The organism is Pseudomonas sp. GW823-FHT01D03 (genome assembly GCF_058798255.1).
In genome coordinates this window covers 4,663,692-4,681,426 of the sequence record NZ_JBXAKK010000001.1, presented here as the reverse complement: position 1 = coordinate 4,681,426, position 17,735 = coordinate 4,663,692, and the positions used below count along the sequence as shown (strand labels likewise).

The 17,735-nt window shown below is 61.9% G+C and carries 12 protein-coding genes and 2 pseudogenes; 5 read left to right on the top strand and 9 right to left on the bottom strand.

Annotation, left to right across the window (positions count from 1 at the left end):
- Positions 1–65 precede the first annotated feature (65 nt).
- The 9 genes and pseudogenes from AC1RBR_RS20685 to gap form a co-directional block, all read right to left on the bottom strand.
- Complete coding sequence (locus AC1RBR_RS20685; protein ID WP_492566366.1) at positions 66–1,412, bottom strand: CoA transferase; 1,347 nt, start codon at positions 1,410–1,412, stop codon at positions 66–68.
- A 191-nt stretch (positions 1,413–1,603) separates the two neighbouring features.
- Positions 1,604–2,128: pseudogene (locus tag AC1RBR_RS20680) on the bottom strand (methyl-accepting chemotaxis protein); the annotation flags it as partial.
- A 333-nt stretch (positions 2,129–2,461) separates the two neighbouring features.
- Positions 2,462–3,478, bottom strand: a pseudogene (locus AC1RBR_RS20675) (methyl-accepting chemotaxis protein); the annotation flags it as partial.
- Between the two features lie 623 nt (positions 3,479–4,101).
- Positions 4,102–4,494, bottom strand: coding sequence for a YbaN family protein (locus AC1RBR_RS20670; RefSeq protein ID WP_492566364.1), 393 nt, complete (start codon positions 4,492–4,494; stop codon positions 4,102–4,104).
- 166 nt (positions 4,495–4,660) lie between these two features.
- Positions 4,661–5,257, bottom strand: coding sequence for a biliverdin-producing heme oxygenase (locus AC1RBR_RS20665; protein ID WP_103367431.1), 597 nt, complete (start codon positions 5,255–5,257; stop codon positions 4,661–4,663).
- A gap of 111 nt (positions 5,258–5,368) precedes the next feature.
- On the bottom strand, positions 5,369–7,954 hold the full coding sequence (locus tag AC1RBR_RS20660; protein WP_492566362.1) for a TonB-dependent receptor: 2,586 nt from the start codon (positions 7,952–7,954) through the stop codon (positions 5,369–5,371).
- Positions 7,955–8,076: 122 nt separating this feature from the next.
- On the bottom strand, positions 8,077–9,042 hold the full coding sequence (locus tag AC1RBR_RS20655) for a FecR family protein (protein ID WP_492566360.1): 966 nt from the start codon (positions 9,040–9,042) through the stop codon (positions 8,077–8,079).
- Positions 9,043–9,166: 124 nt separating this feature from the next.
- Positions 9,167–9,685: an RNA polymerase sigma factor gene (locus AC1RBR_RS20650; RefSeq protein WP_047599555.1), complete on the bottom strand. Its 519-nt coding sequence runs from the start codon at positions 9,683–9,685 to the stop codon at positions 9,167–9,169.
- A 191-nt stretch (positions 9,686–9,876) separates the two neighbouring features.
- Positions 9,877–10,878, bottom strand: a complete 1,002-nt coding sequence (gene gap, locus AC1RBR_RS20645; RefSeq protein ID WP_166496471.1) for a type I glyceraldehyde-3-phosphate dehydrogenase — start codon at positions 10,876–10,878, stop codon at positions 9,877–9,879.
- A gap of 220 nt (positions 10,879–11,098) precedes the next feature.
- On the opposite strand from gap, the gene edd reads away from it, so the two are divergent.
- The 5 genes from edd (at position 11,099) to AC1RBR_RS20620 (ending at position 17,724) form a co-directional block, all read left to right on the top strand.
- The gene (gene edd, locus AC1RBR_RS20640; RefSeq protein ID WP_047599558.1) at positions 11,099–12,925 is read left to right on the top strand and encodes a phosphogluconate dehydratase; all 1,827 of its coding nucleotides are present in this window, start codon (positions 11,099–11,101) and stop codon (positions 12,923–12,925) included.
- Positions 12,922–13,881 carry a glucokinase gene (locus AC1RBR_RS20635; RefSeq protein ID WP_492566358.1) on the top strand — a complete coding sequence of 320 codons (960 nt, stop codon included), beginning with the start codon at positions 12,922–12,924 and terminating at the stop codon, positions 13,879–13,881. The genes edd and AC1RBR_RS20635 overlap by 4 nt, the downstream gene beginning before the upstream one ends.
- Before the next feature lie 178 nt (positions 13,882–14,059).
- Entirely contained in the window at positions 14,060–14,791 is a 732-nt protein-coding gene (locus AC1RBR_RS20630) for a response regulator (protein ID WP_007917879.1), read from the top strand.
- Positions 14,781–16,250: an ATP-binding protein gene (locus AC1RBR_RS20625; protein WP_492566356.1), complete on the top strand. Its 1,470-nt coding sequence runs from the start codon at positions 14,781–14,783 to the stop codon at positions 16,248–16,250. Before AC1RBR_RS20630 ends, AC1RBR_RS20625 begins: the two co-directional genes overlap by 11 nt.
- Positions 16,251–16,464: 214 nt before the next feature.
- The gene (locus AC1RBR_RS20620) at positions 16,465–17,724 is read left to right on the top strand and encodes a D-mannose isomerase (protein ID WP_492566354.1); all 1,260 of its coding nucleotides are present in this window, start codon (positions 16,465–16,467) and stop codon (positions 17,722–17,724) included.
- The last annotated feature ends 11 nt before the right edge of the window (positions 17,725–17,735 follow it).

Genomic DNA, 17,735 nt, shown 5'->3' with positions numbered 1-17,735 from the left:
CTCCCACATTTGAAATGCATTCCCCTGTGGGAGCGGGCTTGCTCGCGAAGAGGCCCGAATGGTCATCACCACTGCGCGCGATGCGAACCCAATTCAGTAGCCGGCAACGCCCACTGCAGCGGCGTCCCGCTGATCTTCACCGGCGCCAGCAAGCGATGCGCCGGCCCCCACGGTGTCTGCTCCACCTGCGAACTTTGATCCTGCGCCTCTTCGGAGCGCAACGCTTCACTCGTCCCAGGCCCATGTTCGATCAATAGCTTGGCGGTGCGCGCCAGTGACAAGCGTGCAGAACCGCCGCGACCGCTGCGCAAACGTTCAGTGAGCAAGGTGATCGCACTCGCCGCCATCAGATACCCGGTCGCGTGATCCAGCGCCTGCACCGGCAGCGGCGTCGGTTTGTCAGCCTGTTTCCAGCGCTGTCCGGCCTCGGCGATGCCGCTGCTCATCTGCACCAGGCTGTCGAAGCCACGGCGGTTGCGCCATGGGCCGCTCCAGCCGTAGGCGTTGAGGCAGACGTCGATCAGCCCCGGCGCCAGTTGTCGGCGGCGTTCGGCGCCGAAACCGAGTTGTTCCAGGGCATCGGCACGGTAGCCATGTATGAGGATATCGGCGTCCTCCAACAGGTTTTCGAACACCGCGCGATCGTCCGGTTGCTGCAGGTCCAGCCGCGCACAGCGTTTGCCAAGAGTCATGTCGGGAATGACACCCGGCTCGATCCAGCTCGGCGGATCGATGCGCAGCACATTGGCGCCGAGGCCCGCGAGAAAACGGCTGGCGGTGGGACCGGCGAGCACGCGGGTCAGGTCTAGCACTTTGATCCCGGCCAGCGGTTGCGCCGCCGAGCCTTGCCACGCGTTGGCCTTTTCATCCTGCGAATCGATGAAATGCACCAGCGGTTCGGCGTTCACCGCCTGGCCCTGCGGATGCTGTTGCCATTGCGCCCAGCTGCGCATTTCAGCGGCGCAGCCCTTGGCCTCGACCACCGCTTGTTCCAGATCGGCACTGTTCCATTGCGCGACTTTCGCCGCCATCGCGGCGCGGTCGGCACAGGCACCGAGCACGCTTTCAGCCGCAGCGCGGTGATGCGGGGCGTTGGTGTGCAAGCGGATCCAGCCGTCCTTGGTTGCATAATCGCCGGCGACCGGATCCCACAGCGGCGGGACTTCCCAGCCTATCGGTCGTAACGAAGTGGCGAACCAGAACGAGGCCAGACGTCGATCGACTTCCACCGCGGGCAAGTGCCCGGTCTGTTGCCGGAGCAGCTCGCTGACGGCCTGACCGGCAGCGCCGATGCTGGCGCAGGCCAGATCGGTCACGGCGAACGCCGAGGGCAGGGCGCCGCTGGCGGTGAACGGAATCGGCGTGTGGGGCAAGCCGAGCGCGGCTTGAATGGACGTGAGTAAATCAGTCATCGAAGGCCCTCCGGGAGAGAGGGCGATGATAGTGCAAAAAAATCTCGGGTCAGATGAAAAAACCGAACGCCGAACACTTGACCCAGTGGGAGCGGGCTTGCTCGCGAATACGGAGTGTCAGTCACTTCAAATGTTGCTGACATACCGCCTTCGCGAGCAAGCCCGCTCCCACAAGGGGACTGCGGTGATTTTCAAACGCGGAACTGATCCATCAGCTTCATCTGCTGGCTCGCCAGGGCATTGAGCTGGCTGCTGATCGCCGCCGACTCGGTCGCCTGTTCAGTCAGGGTTTCAGTCACGGTGCGAATCGCCGAGACGTTGCGGTTGACCTCTTCGGCCACAGCGCTCTGCTGTTCGGCGGCGCTGGCGATCTGCAGGTTCATGTCGCTGATCACGGTCACCGCATCGCTGATCTTGCCCAGCGCATCCACCGCCTGACGGATCTGCCCGGCGTTGTTGTGCGCCTGGGTCTGGCTCGAATGCATGGTCGCGACCACGCCACGGGTGCCGGTCTGGATACGTTCGATGACGATGCGGATTTCTTCCACCGAATCCTGAGTGCGCTTGGCGAGGTTGCGCACCTCGTCGGCCACCACCGCGAAACCACGGCCGCTTTCTCCGGCGCGGGCTGCTTCGATCGCGGCGTTGAGCGCCAGCAGGTTGGTCTGTTCGGCGATGCTGCGGATCACTTCCAGCACCGAACCGATCTGCTCGCTGTTGACCGCCAGTGCTTCGACTTCGGTCACCGCTTTGCTGACTTCATCGGCCAGTTGATTGATGTCGCGGGTGCTGCGCTCGATGATCGACAGGCCGTCCCTGGCCGACTGATCGGCGCCCTTGGCGGCGTTGGCCGCGTTCGACGCGCTGTTGGCGACGTCGTGGGCGGTGGCGCTCATTTCATTGGAGGCGGTGGCGACCTGATCGATTTCGCGGAACTGCACCTGCATGCCTTCGCTGGTCTGGCGGGCGATTTCCGATGACTGATCAGCAGTGCCACGCGCTTCGGTGATGCTCTGTTTGATCTGGGCGATGGTCGGTTGCAGCTTGTCGAGGAAGCGGTTGAACCAGTTCACCAGTTCGCCCAGTTCATCCTTCTTGCTGTAGTTCAGGCGCTGGGTCAGATCGCCTTCACCGCTGGCGATGTTCTTCAGCATCTCGGCGACGCTGTTGATCGGGCGTGTGACGCCGGAAGCCGTCAGCCAGATCAGCAACAAGCCAATCAGCCCGGCGACGACAGCCACCGCCAATGCGGTGAGCACACCGGTTTCCTGCGCGTCGTCGAGGACCGCTTGCAGCTTCACCGAGTCGGCCAGCAGCACCTGTTTCGGCAGGTCGATGACCACACCCCAGGCCCGCGAGTTGCCAATCGGATCCACCGGGTACACCGCACGAATCAACTCGCCCTGTTCAAGAATCTTCGGCGTGCCGCTGCTGACCAGTTGCAGCACGTCCTTGCCGTCGGCGCCGAGGGTGTCGCTGATCTTTTTGCCGACTTTGGCCGCGTCCGAGCTGTCGGCAGCCAATACGCCGCTGCCGGAGACGATCAGCATGTGCCCGGCGTTGTTGAACAGGTTGCGCTGGGAATCCACCGCCGCTGCTTGCAGGGCATCGAGGGCGATGTCGACACCGACCACGCCGATCGCCTTGCCGTCGACGATCAACGGCACGGAAATGGTGGTCATCAACATTTCCTTGCCGCCCACGGTGTCGGCATACGGATCGAGCAGGCAAGTACGCTTGTTGTCGCGAGGGCAGGTGTACCAGCTGTTGTACGGCGTGCCGCTGACGCTGAGGGTGGTCTTGGTCATGTCTTCTTCGATCATGATCGTGTTCAGCGCCGAGCCGGCAGCGCGGCTCCAGTAGCTCGCAAAACGCCCGGCTTCGTTGGACTGGCGCGCGGCGTCGTTGACGAACTCGCTGTCCTTGCCGTCGAGGCCGTTGGGTTCGAAGGCAAGCCAGATGCCGAGCACCTTGTCGTTGCGCTCGAACGCGGTTTTCAGGCTCAGGTTCAACTCTTCACGCAAGGCACCGGCGTCCAGCGAACGCTTGGCGGCCAGCAGGCGCATGTCCTTGATCTGATCGGCCAGCGCGGTGATCACCGTCAGGCTTTCGCCAAAGGTCTTCTGCACCCGCACTGCTTGTTCGGCGGCCTTGGCCTGCAACAGGTTCTGCACACTGGCAGTGAGCAACTGGTTGCTGGAGTTGCTGACCAGTTCGTCGTTCTGGTTGGTCTGGTAGATGTTCATGCCGACGATCAGCGCAACCACACCCAGCAGGCACAGGCCGGAGAGCAGGACGATTTTCAGGCGAATGGAGAGAGAGTCGAACATGGGGCGATCTCGTGAATGAATGAGCAGGTGGCCACGGGATGAACTACCCGGTTTGCCAAATCCATTCAGCGCCATGCATTGCTCATCGGCGCGCGGCGAAGCTGCATGAGGCGCTTGCCGACGAACGGTCAGCGCTAAACGTTTGCGCAGGGGATTGTGCTGAAAAGGTGATTAATTACAGGGAAGTTTCAGCCTGGTGAATGACGGAGAGGTTATGAGGCTGTTGTGGCGAGGGAGCTTGCTCCCGCTGGAGTGCGCAGCGCCCCCCTGTATTCTTGCCGATTCACCGCATGCGGAGGTTTTGCGACGGCTTCGCCGCCGAGCGGGAGCAAGCTCCCTCGCCACAGGGGATCTGTGAGTCAGGAAGAGGCGAGGGTTTCCGGGCGTGACCAGATCCACAGGTTGCCAAGGCTCATCCCGGCAATTGCCAGATACACCGGCCAGCCGTGATCGAGCATTACCAGCATCAGTGTCGCGCATAGCAGCATGCTGATCGTGGCGCTGACCTTGGCCTTGCGCGCGATGATTTTGCCGTTGCGCCAGTTGCTCAGGATCGGCCCGAACAGCCGATGGTTTTCCAGCCAGGCGCTCAGGCGTGGCGAGCTGCGGGTCGCGGCCCAGGCGGCGAGCAGGATGAACTCGGTGGTCGGCAGGCCGGGCACGACGATGGCGATCAGGCCAATGCCGAGGCTGACGTAGGCCAACAGGCCGAACAGCAGACGGGCGAGTTTTGAGGTGGCGGGTTGCGGCATGGGCTCAGCGGTTGCTTCTGAAGCGGGACGGGAATCTTACAGGCTTACACCGTTCCCCTGTAGGAGTGAGCCTGCTCGCGATGGCATCCGGTCATTCAACATTAATGTCGACTGATACACCGCCATCGCGAGCAGGCTCACTCCTACAAGGGGAATTTGCTGTGTGTCAGGCCGGTTCGGCTTCGGTCGCGTAAGCCTGTTCCAGCAGCACGGTGAAGCGGTTGAACGCGTCGATTGCGCCTTGCTCGACTTCGGCTTCCTCTTCGGCGGTGAACGGCAGGGAATCGAGAGTGCGCACGAAGCTTTTCCAGCCTTCGGCACGTCCGCCTTCCGGTTCACCCAAGTGACGGGCGCCGAAGGTTTCGCTCAGCTCCAGCGCCACCGCACGTTTGATCAGGAACGCAGCGCCGAGCTTCGAACCTTCGGAGACAAAGATCCAGCCCAGTGCACGGGCCTTGCTTGGGTTTTTCACCGCGCCAGCCACAGGCGCCGGCACTTCAGTTTCCAGATCCGCCAAATCTGCCTTCGCGGCTTCGGCGCGGCAACGGGCCGGCAGATCCGGGACGATGGCAGTCAGTTCGGCATTGTTATAGAGATCGACCAGTTCCGACTGGAACAGGTACTGCGCGACCACGAAACGCGCGAAGTTGGCGCGGGTTTCGAACGGCGCGTGGGCCTTGACCAGGGCGTCGAGCTTGCTGTGCGGCTCATGGGTGATCTGGTTCAGGCGTTGCGAACGCAGGGCTTTTTCCGAAGTGGTCATGGGGTGTCCTTGATAAAAGAGGCGCTTGATAACGAGACGAACGGGAAGCTGGCAAACCGTAAAAAAAGCCCCGCGACGCGCTGATCAATGCGCGTCGCAGGGCCGTGCGGATCAGATGTCCCAGACCAGATTGATCGCGAAGTTGCGGCCCGGCTGGGTCAGGCGATCGAGGTTGGCCGGTTGCGTCACCGAGGCTTCGCCGACGCTGTCGTAACCGCGCACGTCATCCCACAGCCAGTACTTCTTGTCGGTCAGGTTGTAAATGCCGCCGCTGACGGTGACGTCGTCGGTGACTTTGTAATAGCCGGCCAGATCGAGAATGCCGAAGCCCGGGGTCTTGAACTGGCTGCTGACGCCATCCGGCGACTTGAAGTTGCTGTCGTCGACGCGATCCTTTTTCTTCACCACGGTCCAGCTCAGCAGGCCGCCGTAGTTGTCCTGGTCGTAACCCAGACCGAATACGCCGGTCAGCGGATTGACGCTGTTGAGCGGCTCGCCGTTGTCGTTGTTGCGACCGTAGGCGTAGGCGATCGAACCTTGGGTGTAGAGGCCTTGCGGCGCGCCGAACGCATCGAGGTTCAGGCGACCTTTGACTTCGGCACCCTTGATGGTCGCGTGCTTGATGTTGCTCGACTGGAAGGTCAGCTCGTCGTAGCCGGGAGTGACCGCGTCTTCGTTGATGAAATCGCGGTACTTGTTATAGAACACCGCCACGTCGAACGAGCCTTGCTCGAAGTTGCCGCGCAGACCGGTTTCATAGCTTTTGCTTTTTTCCGGTTCCAGGTTCGGGTTGGGCGCCACGTTGTAGCCGGTGGTGCTGTTTTCGAAGCGCCCGTACAACGCTTTCGCGGTCGGTGTGCGGAAACCTTCGGCGTATTGGCCGTACCAGGTGTAGTTATCGGTCAGGGCATAGGTCAGGCCGAACTTGGGCGAGACTTTGTGCCAGCTCTTGTTCGCGTCGCTGACCGTGCCGTTGCCATCGGCGGCCACGGTGTTGAGGAATTCCTGAGTGATGTGCGGCTTGAGCTGGGTGTGGTCGTAGCGCAGGCCCGGCAGGAATGTCCACTTGTTCCAGCTGATCTGATCCTGGGCGAACAGGCTGTAGGTGTTGATGGTCGGGTCGGGGAAGTCGCTGGATTTTTTCAGCACATCCGCCGCGCTGGTGGCGCCGATGGCGGTGCAGCCACGGCCGACTGCCAGGCACTTGCCGTCGCCGCTGCGCGAGCCGGTGACCTTCTGCTGCTTGATCGTGGTGCCGTAGGTCAGCACGTGATCGGTGTCACCGATGGCGAAGGCCTTGTCCAGTTGCGCATCGAATACCCACTGTTTTTCCTCGTAGACCGTGTCGCGGGTGCGCAGCACTTTACGGGTCATCGGGTAGTAGAACTCCTCGGTGCTCTGGTCGGTCTTGGCGATCTGGTGGTTGAGGCTCCACTTCACGTTGTCGGCCAGCAGGCTGTCGAGGGCGAAGCTGTGCTCGACGCCGAAACGCTCGCGGGTGATGGTGTCGTTGCCGGTACGCCACTGGTACATGCCGCCGGGCAGCATGCTGTTGGGGATGGTCGGGGCGCCGTTGAAGTACGGGCCGCCGTAGGCACTTTTCTGATCGGTGTCGCGATCGTCCTTGTACTTCTCGTAGGTCAGACCCAGACGGGAATCTTCGTTGTAGTTCCAGCCGATCTTCGCCAGGACGTTGGTGGCCTTGACGTCTTCCGGGTTGGCAGCGGTGCGCGCCAGGCCAGTGCCGTTGTTGCTGCCGTAGGAGTCGGTTTCGTGACCGTCGCGCTGGCTGAAGTGCAGCAAGCCGTCGAACTGCTCGGCACGCCCGGCGACGGTGGCGGATTTCAGCCAGCTCTCATCGGCGGAGCTGTAACCGGTTTTGAGGCGAGCACCGACGTCTTTGCCGGGCTTGATGATGTCGTCCGGGTCGAGGGTGTAGTAGCTGACGGCGCCGCCGATGGCGTTGCTGCCGTACAACACCGAGGCCGGGCCACGGAGGATTTCCACGCGTTTGACGATTTCCGGGTCGACGTAATTGCGCTGGGTCTTGGCGTACGGGCCGTTGAAGAAACCGTCCGGCACTTCGACGCCGTCAACCTGAGTCAGGATGCGGTCGCCGTCGATGCCACGGATGTTGTAGCCGCTGATCCCGCCACGCTGGCCGGCGCCGCCGACGGATACGCCCGGCTCGTAACGCACCAGATCCTTGATGGTGTTGACGTTGTTGCGATCCAGATCCTCGCGGGTCTGCACAGTGACGGTGGCCGGCACGCTATTGACCGACTGTTCCTGGCGGGTGGCGCTGATGGTCACCTGATCCAGATTGAGTGCGCCGCTGGTGGCGCGCTTCTCCAGCACCACATTGTTATTGCTCAACTTGCGGAAGCTCAGGTTGGTCCCCACCAACAGGCGCTCCAGGGCTTTTTCCGGCGGCAGCGACCCGCGCACGCCCGGCGACGACACGCCCTGACCCAGTTCTGCCGGTAAACCGACCTGCCAGCCGGTGACACTGGTGAAGGCATTGAGCGCCGACACCAGCGGTTGCTGGCCGATCGAGAACGAATAATCACCCATGTTGCGCGCCGGTTGTTCGGTGGCAGCCATCAGCGGTGCAGTGCCGGCCATGAGGATGGCGGCCGTCAGCAGCGACAATACGCGGGAAGGGGAAGCAGTCTGGCGGGTAAGGCGAGAGGACATCGATAGCGCTCCGTGTCGCACGAATCTTTATAGGTGCTGATCCGCCTCCGAAGATGCGAATCAATTGCATTGGCTATAACGAGACGAACGGGGTTTGGCTATCGAGTAAAAATAATTCTCATTTAGTTCAGGATCACCAGCGCCGGGAATTCCTGCAGGCGCGCCGAGGTGATGTGGGCTAGGGAACGCACCACGTCCAGCGGCTGGTCGAGGCGGTAGTTGCCGGTGACGTTGACGTCGGCCAACTGCTCGTTAGTGTTGATGATCCAGCCTGGGTAGTAGCGGCGCAGTTCGGCCAGCACCTTGTCGAGCGGACAGTTCTCGAAGATCAACCGGCCCTGAACCCAGGCCAGGTCGGTGGCGGCATCGAGCTTGGCCGGACGATCGAAACCGTTGGGGCCGATGCGAATGCTTTCGCCGGCGCTCAAACGCACTCGTGCGTCGTTGTGCGTGGCGCGCAGATCGACATCACCGCGTTGCACATTGACCTGCGCGACGCCGTCCAGATAGCGCACGGCGAACGCGGTGTCGCGCACGCTGGCCTGCACCGGGCCGGCATCGATTTGCAGCGGCTGGCCACGGTTGGCAGCCACTTCGAAAAACGCTTCGCCCTGATACAGCCGCGCCACGCGCTGCCGGTCATTGATGGTGCTGGAGAATGCCGAGTTGGTATTGAGCAACACCCTGGAACCGTCCTCCAGTTGCAGGCGCTGACGCTCGCCGACCACGGTCAGGTGATCGGCCTGAATGCGCATCGGCAGATTGCTGAAACTGAACAGGCCCAGAATCAGCACCGCAGCGGTGGCCAACGTTTTCCAGTGCGGACGCAACCGCTGGAGGACGGTGACTTTCGCCGGTTTGGCCGCGAGGTTTTGCGCGCACTGGGCGACTTGCGGCCCGTCCCAGATCGCTTGCGCCTTGGCGAACGCCTCGGCATTCAACGGATCGGCCGCCAGCCAGGCATGGAACTGCCGGGTCTGTTCCTCGTCCGGGCTGCCGAGCACAATGAGCCAGTCGAGTGCCTGATCCATTGCGTTGGCAGCGTCCTGCGCCGAATCCGGCGAAGGCGAGCGGTGGGTGTCCGTCACGGTGTTTCCTCGGCAGTGTCTGTGCACGGCTGTTTTTTAAGTGAAGCATAAAAGTCGGCCAAGGGTAGCAAAGCCCAATGATCAGTGCAGGCGATCCTGACACTTACAGAAAAGCCCTACGACTTCAGTCGCCATTCAGACGTTCGGCGACGCCAATACAAATGGTCATGATCAGCTTGAGTTCTTTCTGCACGGTACTGAGGGAAACATTCAGTTCGTCGGCGATTTCCTGATAGCTGTGCCCGTGCAGGCGGCTGAGAATGAAGATCTGCTGCTGACGCGGGCTGAGTTGACTGAGGCTCACGTTCAGGCGCTCCAGCAATTGTTCGGCGTGGGCGGCGTCTTCGGCGCTGCTGGCGGGGGCGGCGACGCTGTGCACCACATCCTGCGGCACGTCATCGACCATGGTCCGCGAATGGATCTTGCGCGCACGCAGGTGATCCAGCGCCAGATTGCGCGCGGTCTGGAACACGAAGGGTTCAAGGTGATCGATGGCGCGCTCGCTCAGCGCCCGCGTGACGCGCAGGTAGGTCTCCTGCAGCAGGTCTTCGGCGGTGCTGTGATTGTTGACCATCCGCTCGATCGTGCGCAGCAGGGACGTGCGCTGAGAGAGGAAGACATGATTGAAGCGCGATTGACTCACGGGGGAACCTGATCCATTTCGAGCGAATGATAATGCTTATCATCTAGTCGAGTGGTCAAGTGTTGATTTCAGATTGAAATCAAAAACCTGTGGGAACGGGCTTGCTCGCGAATGCGGTGAGTCAGTCGATACATTAATTGCCTGACACGACGCCTTCGCGAGCAAGCCCGCTCCCACATGGGAGGAGGGAATTACTCCGCGTTGCAGAGCGCCAGGCAGTTATCCAGCATGCGATTCGAGAAGCCCCATTCGTTGTCGTACCACGCCAGCACTTTCAGCAGTTTGCCGCTGGCTTTGGTGTGGTTGGCGTCGAAGATCGACGACAGCGGGTTGTGATTGAAGTCGCTGGAAACCAGCGGCAACGTGTTGTAACCCAAAATTTTCGAATGCTGGCTGGCGGCTTTCATCAGCGCGTTGACCTCATCGGCCGTGGCTTCCTTCTTCAACTGCACAGTCAGATCCACCAGCGACACATTGATCACCGGCACCCGCACGGCCATGCCGGTCAGTTTGCCCGCCAGTTCCGGCAGCACCAGGCCTACCGCTTCGGCGGCGCCGGTCTTGCTCGGGATCATGTTCTGCGTGGCCGAGCGCGCGCGGTACGGGTCGGTGTGGTAGACGTCGGTGAGGTTCTGGTCGTTGGTGTAGGCATGAATCGTGGTCATCAGACCGCTTTCAATCCCCAGCTCGCGGTGCAGCACTTGTGCCACCGGCGCCAGGCAGTTGGTGGTGCACGAAGCATTGGAGATGATCTGATGCGACTGGCGCAGAATGTCGTGGTTCACGCCGTAAACCACCGTGGCGTCGGCGCCTTTGGCCGGGGCCGAGATGATGACTTTGCGCGCGCCGGCAGTAAGATGCGCGGCGGCTTTAGCACGGTCGGTGAACAGACCGGTGCATTCAAACACCACGTCGATTTTTTCCGCGGCCCATGGCAGGTCGGCCGGGTTGCGAATCGCGCTGACCGCAATGCGGTCGCCGTTGACCGTCAGGCTCTCATTGTCATGGGCCACTTCGGCGTCGAATGTGCCGTGAACGGTGTCGTATTTGAGCAGATGGGCATTGATTGCGCTGTCGCCCAGATCGTTGATGGCGACGATCTGCAAATCCTGTCGATAGCCTTGGGTATACAGTGCGCGCAGGACATTACGGCCGATGCGGCCAAAACCATTGATTGCGATTCGAAGAGTCATTGAACAGCGCCGCCGTCGTTTTGTTGTTGGAATTACAAGATTATTCGCATAAAAATAGAAAACAAGCCTTTTTAGTGGCAATATTTTGTTTTATCTACAACGAGTGACCTGAATCAACTGGTCCGAATGGTCAAAAAAGCCGTCTGTCATTCCAACAACAACGGCGTTTGATCAGCATAGACAATCAGGTCGCCACATCCGTTAGCCTGGAGTTCTACACATGCATCCCCGCGTTCTTGAGGTCACCGAACGGCTTATCGCCCGCAGCCGCGCCACGCGTCAGGCTTACCTTGCACTGATTCGCGGCGCCGCCACCGACGGGCCGATGCGCGGCAAGCTGCAATGCGCCAACTTCGCCCACGGCGTGGCCGGTTGCGGCAGCGAAGACAAGCACAGCTTGCGGATGATGAACTCGGCGAACATCGCCATTGTTTCTTCGTATAACGACATGCTCTCGGCGCACCAGCCGTACGAAGTCTTTCCCCAGCAGATTAAAAACGCCTTGCGCGAAATCGGCTCGGTCGGCCAGTTCGCCGGCGGTACGCCGGCGATGTGCGATGGCGTGACCCAGGGCGAGCCGGGCATGGAACTGAGCCTGCCGAGCCGTGAGGTGATCGCCATGTCCACGGCGGTGGCGCTTTCGCACAACATGTTCGACGGCGCGCTGATGCTCGGCATCTGCGACAAGATTGTGCCGGGCCTGATGATGGGTTCGCTGCGCTTCGGCCATTTGCCGACGATCTTCGTCCCGGGCGGGCCGATGGTTTCGGGGATTTCCAACAAGGAAAAAGCCGACGTGCGGCAGAAGTACGCCGAAGGCAAGGCGACCCGCGAAGAGCTGCTGGAATCGGAGATGAAGTCCTACCACAGCCCGGGCACTTGCACCTTCTACGGCACCGCCAACACCAACCAGTTGCTGATGGAAGTCATGGGCCTGCACTTGCCGGGCGCGTCTTTCGTCAACCCGAACACCCCGCTGCGTGATGCCCTGACCCGTGAAGCGGCGCATCAGGTCACGCGTCTGACCAAGCAGAACGGCAACTTCATGCCGATCGGCGAAATCGTCGACGAGAAGGCGCTGGTCAACTCCATCGTCGCGCTGCACGCCACCGGCGGCTCGACCAACCACACCCTGCACATGCCGGCGATCGCCATGGCCGCTGGCATTCAATTGACCTGGCAGGACATGGCCGACCTCTCCGAAGTCGTGCCGACCCTGAGCCACGTCTACCCGAACGGTAAAGCCGACATCAACCACTTCCAGGCCGCCGGCGGTATGTCATTCCTGATCCGCGAACTGCTCGAAGCCGGCCTGCTCCACGAAGACGTCAACACCGTGCTCGGCCATGGTTTGAGCCGCTACACCAAAGAGCCGTTCCTCGATAACGGTGAGCTGGTGTGGCGCGAAGGCCCGATCGAAAGCCTCGACGAAAACATCCTGCGCCCGGTCGCCCGTGCATTCTCCGCCGAAGGTGGCTTGCGAGTGATGGAGGGCAACCTCGGTCGCGGGGTGATGAAGGTTTCCGCTGTGGCGCTGGAAAACCAGATCGTCGAAGCACCGGCCATGGTGTTCCAGGATCAACAAGACTTGGCCGATGCGTTCAAGGCCGGTTTGCTGGAGAAGGATTTTGTCGCGGTGATGCGCTTCCAGGGCCCGCGCTCCAATGGCATGCCGGAACTGCACAAGATGACGCCGTTCCTCGGCGTGCTGCAGGATCGCGGCTTCAAAGTCGCGCTGGTCACCGACGGGCGCATGTCCGGCGCGTCGGGGAAAATCCCGGCGGCGATTCACGTAAGTCCCGAGGCTTATGTCGGTGGTGCTTTGGCGCGGGTGCAAGAGGGCGATATCATCCGCGTCGATGGCGTCAAAGGCACTTTGGAACTCAAGGTCGACGCCGCCGAATTTGCAGCGCGCGAACCTGCCAAAGGCCTGTTGGGCAACAACATCGGCAGCGGTCGCGAACTGTTTGGCTTCATGCGTTTGGCCTTCAGCTCGGCGGAGCAGGGCGCCAGCGCCTTCACTTCTGCCCTGGAGACGCTTAATTGAAACTGGCTTTGGTCGGTGATATCGGAGGCACCAACGCGCGGTTCGCGTTGTGGAAAAACCAGCAACTGGAATCGGTTCAAGTGCTGGCGACAGCCGACCACGCCAGCCCGGAACAGGCGATCAGCCTGTACCTGAGCGGCCTCGGTCTGGCGCCGGGTTCGATCGGTTCGGTATGCCTGTCGGTGGCTGGGCCGGTGAGTGGTGATGAATTCAAATTCACCAACAACCACTGGCGCCTGAGCCGCACGGCGTTCTGCAAGGCCTTGCAGGTCGAGCAACTGCTGCTGATCAACGACTTCTCGGCGATGGCGTTGGGCATGACCCGTTTGCAGCCCGGCGAATTCCGTGTGGTCTGCGAAGGCACGCCGGAGCCGCTGCGCCCGGCGGTGGTGATCGGCCCGGGCACCGGCCTGGGCGTCGGCACCTTGCTCGATCTCGGCGAAGGGCGATTTGCCGCGCTGCCGGGCGAGGGTGGCCACGTCGATCTGCCGCTGAGCAGTCCGCGTGAAACCCAGCTGTGGCAGCACATCCACAACGAAATCGGCCACGTCAGTGCGGAAACGGCGTTGAGCGGTGGCGGTTTGCCGCGGGTGTATCGTGCGATCTGCGCGGTGGACGGACATGAACCAAAGCTTGATACGCCGGAAGCGATTACCGCAGCCGGTCTGGCTGGCGATCCGATCGCCTTGGAAGTGCTGGAGCAGTTCTGCTGCTGGCTCGGCCGCGTGGCCGGCAATAACGTGCTGACCACCGGTGGTCGCGGCGGGGTGTACATCGTCGGCGGGGTGATTCCGCGCTTTGCCGACTTCTTCGTCGAAAGCGGTTTCGCCCGCAGCTTCGCCGACAAGGGCTGCATGAGCGATTACTTCAAGGGCATTCCGGTGTGGCTGGTGACGGCGCCGTATTCCGGGCTGGTGGGTGCCGGTGTGGCACTGGAGCAAGCAATCCCTGCCTGAACACGATCCAATTGTGGGAGCGGGCTTGCTCGCGAAAGCGGGGTGTCAGTCACCGTAAATGTCTCTGATACACCGCTTTCGCGAGCAAGCCCGCTCCCACAGGGGTTTCTGTGGTGTTTGCAAGTTCGATGCTTAAGGCATAATCCGCCCCAATTCCAACAACAAGGATGCCTTCGAAGTGAGCTCAGTCAACAAGTCGATATTGTTGGTCGATGACGACCAGGAAATACGCGAGTTGCTGGAAACCTACCTGACCCGCGCCGGGTTTCAGGTGCGGGCCACCGCCGATGGCGCCAGTTTCCGCCAGGCGCTCAATGAAGCGCCGAGCGATCTGGTGATCCTCGATGTGATGCTGCCCGACGAGGACGGTTTCAGCCTGTGCCGCTGGGTGCGCCAGCATCCGCGTCAGGCGCAGGTGCCGATCATCATGCTCACCGCCAGTTCCGACGAAGCCGACCGGGTAATCGGGCTGGAGCTCGGCGCTGACGACTACCTCGGCAAACCCTTCAGCCCTCGTGAACTGCAAGCCCGAATCAAGGCGCTGCTGCGGCGGGCGCAGTTCGGTCAGGAACGCAGCGGCAGCGACGTGCTGGCCTTCGACGAGTGGCGGCTGGACATGGTCAGCCATCGACTGTTTCACACCGACGGCGAAGAAGTGATCCTTTCCGGTGCCGACTTCGCGCTGCTGAAGTTGTTTCTCGATCATCCGCAGGAAATCCTCGACCGCGACACCATCGGCAACGCCACCCGTGGCCGTGACCTGATGCCGCTCGACCGCATCGTCGACATGGCCGTCAGCCGCTTGCGCCAGCGTCTGCGTGACACGGAAAAACCGCCCCGACTGATCCGCACCGTACGCGGCAGCGGCTACCAACTGGCAGCCAATGTGGTTGCCGGCAATGCTCACTGAGTCGCTGCGCCGGCTTGCCGGCAAAGTGCCGGTGCCGCGTTCGCTGCTCGGGCGGATGCTGCTGCTGACTCTTTTGGCGGTGCTGTTCGCACAAACTTTGTCGAGCGTGATCTGGGTTTCGCAACTACGCGCCACCCAGCTTGAAGGCCTGGTCACCAGCGCCCGCAGCCTCGCTCATTCGATGACCGCCAGCGTCAGCTATTTCCGTTCGCTGCCGGTGGCTTACCGGCCGTTGGTGCTCGACCAGTTGCGCAGCATGGGCGGCACCCGATTTGTGGTGACGCTCAACGACAAGCCGCTGGGTATGGACGTGCTGCCGATCACCCCGCGCAAGGCTGCGGTAATTCAAGCGGTGGATGAAGTGCTGCGCCAGTCGCTGGGCCATGACACTGATATTTCGGTGACCTTCGTCAGCCCCGAGGATCTGCGGATCTTCAATGCCGGGCTGAAGCTCGATGAGCTGCCGCGCTCGTGGGCGCATTACGCGCTGACCCTGGAACCGGTGAATCCGCCGGTGCTGGTCACGCAGATTCAGATGGCGCCGGGCGAATGGCTGTACATCGCCTCGTTATTGCCCGAGCCCTACACCAGTCTTGAAGAGCAAGGCCTGCCGGCACAGCAGGTGTGGTTCATCGTCCTCACCAGCGGCTTCTTGCTGTTGTTCATCGGCCTGCTGGTGCACTGGCAGAGCCGGCCGCTCAAGCGTCTGGCGCGGGCGGCGCGGGATCTGTCGCTGGGCGCCGACGTCGAGCCGGTAGCCGAGGGCGGCGGCAGCGAAGTGGTGGAAGTGGGCCGTGCGTTCAACACCATGCGCGAACGCATCAGCCGCTATCTGACTGAACGCAGCCAGTTGTTCAGCGCGATTTCCCATGACCTGCGCACGCCGATCACCCGTCTGCGCTTGCGCGTCGAACTGCTGGAAGACGAGAAGCTGCAAGCCAAGTTCGGTCGTGATCTCGATGAGCTGGAGCTGCTGGTCAAAGGCGCGCTGCAATGCGTGAAAGACACCGACATCCACGAGAACATCGAGCCGGTGGATCTCAATCATGTGCTCGATTGTCTGGTGGAGCCGTACCTGGCGCCCAACGGCAATGGCCGCGTGACCCAGCAGGGCAAGGCGCTGGCGGCGTATCCGGGCAAGCCTCTGGCGTTGAAGCGCTGCATCGGCAACCTGATCGACAACGCGTTGAAGTACGGGCAGAACGCGCACCTGCACATCGATGACGATGAGCGCGCGTTTGTCCTGCATGTCGACGACGAAGGCCCGGGGGTTCCGGAGCAGCGGTTGGAGCAGGTGTTCGAGCCGCACTTTCGCTTGGCCGGGCAGCAGCAGGGTTATGGTCTCGGCTTGGGCATTGCGCGCAACATTGCCCACAGTCATGGCGGCGAAGTGACGCTGCAGAATTTGCGTGAGGGCGGGTTGCGGGTGACCCTGCAGTTGCCGCGCAGTGTTGACTGATACCGCCCCTGTGGCGAGGGAGCTTGCTCCCGCTGGACTGCGCAGCAGGCCGTCTTTTGGGTGCCGCTTCGCGTCACAGCGGGAGCAAGCTCCCTCGCCACAAGTAATATGTGAATGTCACGAGCCGGTGACAAACCCCGCCCCCTTCGTTACAAGCCCACCCCGGCCCGTTGTTTAGACTGCCCGCAGTCATAACAACAAAAAAGGGCCACTCATGGACACCTTTCACCCAGGCTTCAGCAGTTGGCTGAATGCCCCTGCCCACCAGCAATGGCTTGCCGACGAAGGTCTGCGTCTGCTGGCATTCGCCAAGGCTTCAAGACTGCCCGAGGGTTTCGGCAACCTCGACGAGCGCGGCCGTTTACCGGCGCACGCGCAAGCCCAAACCATGAACACCGCGCGCATGACCCACAGTTTCGCCATGGCCCATATTCAGGGCCTGCCGGGGTTTGCCGAACTGGTCGATCATGGCATCGCGGCCCTGCGCGGGCCATTGCGTGATGCGCTGCATGGCGGCTGGTTTGCGGTCGCCGAACATCGCGATGGCAACACCGGCAAGAACGCCTATCTGCATGCCTTCGTCGCGCTTGCGGCCAGCTCGGCGGTGGTCGCGCAGCGTCCCGGCGCCCAGGCGTTGCTGGATGATGCGATCGACATCATCGACACGTATTTCTGGAGCGAAGAAGAGGGCGCCATGCGCGAATTCTTCAACCGCGACTGGCGCGAAGAAGAGGCCTATCGCGGCGCCAACAGCAACATGCACGCCACCGAAGCATTCCTCGCGCTGGCCGATGTCACTGAAGATCCGCGCTGGCTGGTGCGTGCGCAGCGCATCGTCGAGCGGGTGATTCACGGTCACGCCGCCGCCAATAGCTACATGGTCATCGAACACTTCGACCGCGACTGGCAGCCGCTGCGCGAATACAACCACGACAATCCCGCCGATGGTTTCCGCCCTTACGGCACCACCCCGGGCCACGGCTTCGAGTGGGCGCGGCTGTTGCTGCACCTCGAAGCCGCGCGGGTTCAGGCCGGGATGCTCACGCCGGGCTGGCTGGCGACCGATGCGCAAAAACTCTTCGAGCAGAACTGCCGACACGGCTGGGACGTCGATGGCGCCCCGGGGATCGTCTACACCCTCGATTGGGACAATAAAGCCGTGGTGCGTCACCGTCTGCACTGGACCCATGCCGAGGCCAGCGCGGCGGCCAGCGCTCTGCTCAAACGTACCGGCGATGCGCAATACGAAACCTGGTATCGGCTGTTCTGGGAGTTCTGCGAAAACCATTTCATCGATCGCTGTGATGGCAGTTGGCATCACGAACTCGATCCGCAAAACCGCCCGAGCGCCGACATCTGGCCGGGCAAACCGGATCTCTACCACGCGTGGCAGGCGGTGCTGATTCCTCGTCTACCCTTGTCACCCAGTATGGCAACAGCTCTGGCGCAATGGTCGCGGAGCATTCCTGTGTAACCATGTGGTGA

What these genes read in the sequence shown, in the direction of transcription:
- AC1RBR_RS20685 (WP_492566366.1), bottom strand. Translation starts at nt 1,412, where the DNA reads ATGACTGATTTACTCACGTCCATTCAAGCCGCGCTCGGCTTGCCCCAC.
- AC1RBR_RS20670 (WP_492566364.1), bottom strand. Translation starts at nt 4,494, where the DNA reads ATGCCGCAACCCGCCACCTCAAAACTCGCCCGTCTGCTGTTCGGCCTG.
- AC1RBR_RS20620 (WP_492566354.1), top strand. Translation starts at nt 16,465, where the DNA reads ATGGACACCTTTCACCCAGGCTTCAGCAGTTGGCTGAATGCCCCTGCC.
- AC1RBR_RS20660 (WP_492566362.1), bottom strand. Translation starts at nt 7,954, where the DNA reads ATGTCCTCTCGCCTTACCCGCCAGACTGCTTCCCCTTCCCGCGTATTG.
- AC1RBR_RS20665 (WP_103367431.1), bottom strand. Translation starts at nt 5,257, where the DNA reads ATGACCACTTCGGAAAAAGCCCTGCGTTCGCAACGCCTGAACCAGATC.
- AC1RBR_RS20625 (WP_492566356.1), top strand. Translation starts at nt 14,781, where the DNA reads ATGCTCACTGAGTCGCTGCGCCGGCTTGCCGGCAAAGTGCCGGTGCCG.
- edd (WP_047599558.1), top strand. Translation starts at nt 11,099, where the DNA reads ATGCATCCCCGCGTTCTTGAGGTCACCGAACGGCTTATCGCCCGCAGC.
- gap (WP_166496471.1), bottom strand. Translation starts at nt 10,878, where the DNA reads ATGACTCTTCGAATCGCAATCAATGGTTTTGGCCGCATCGGCCGTAAT.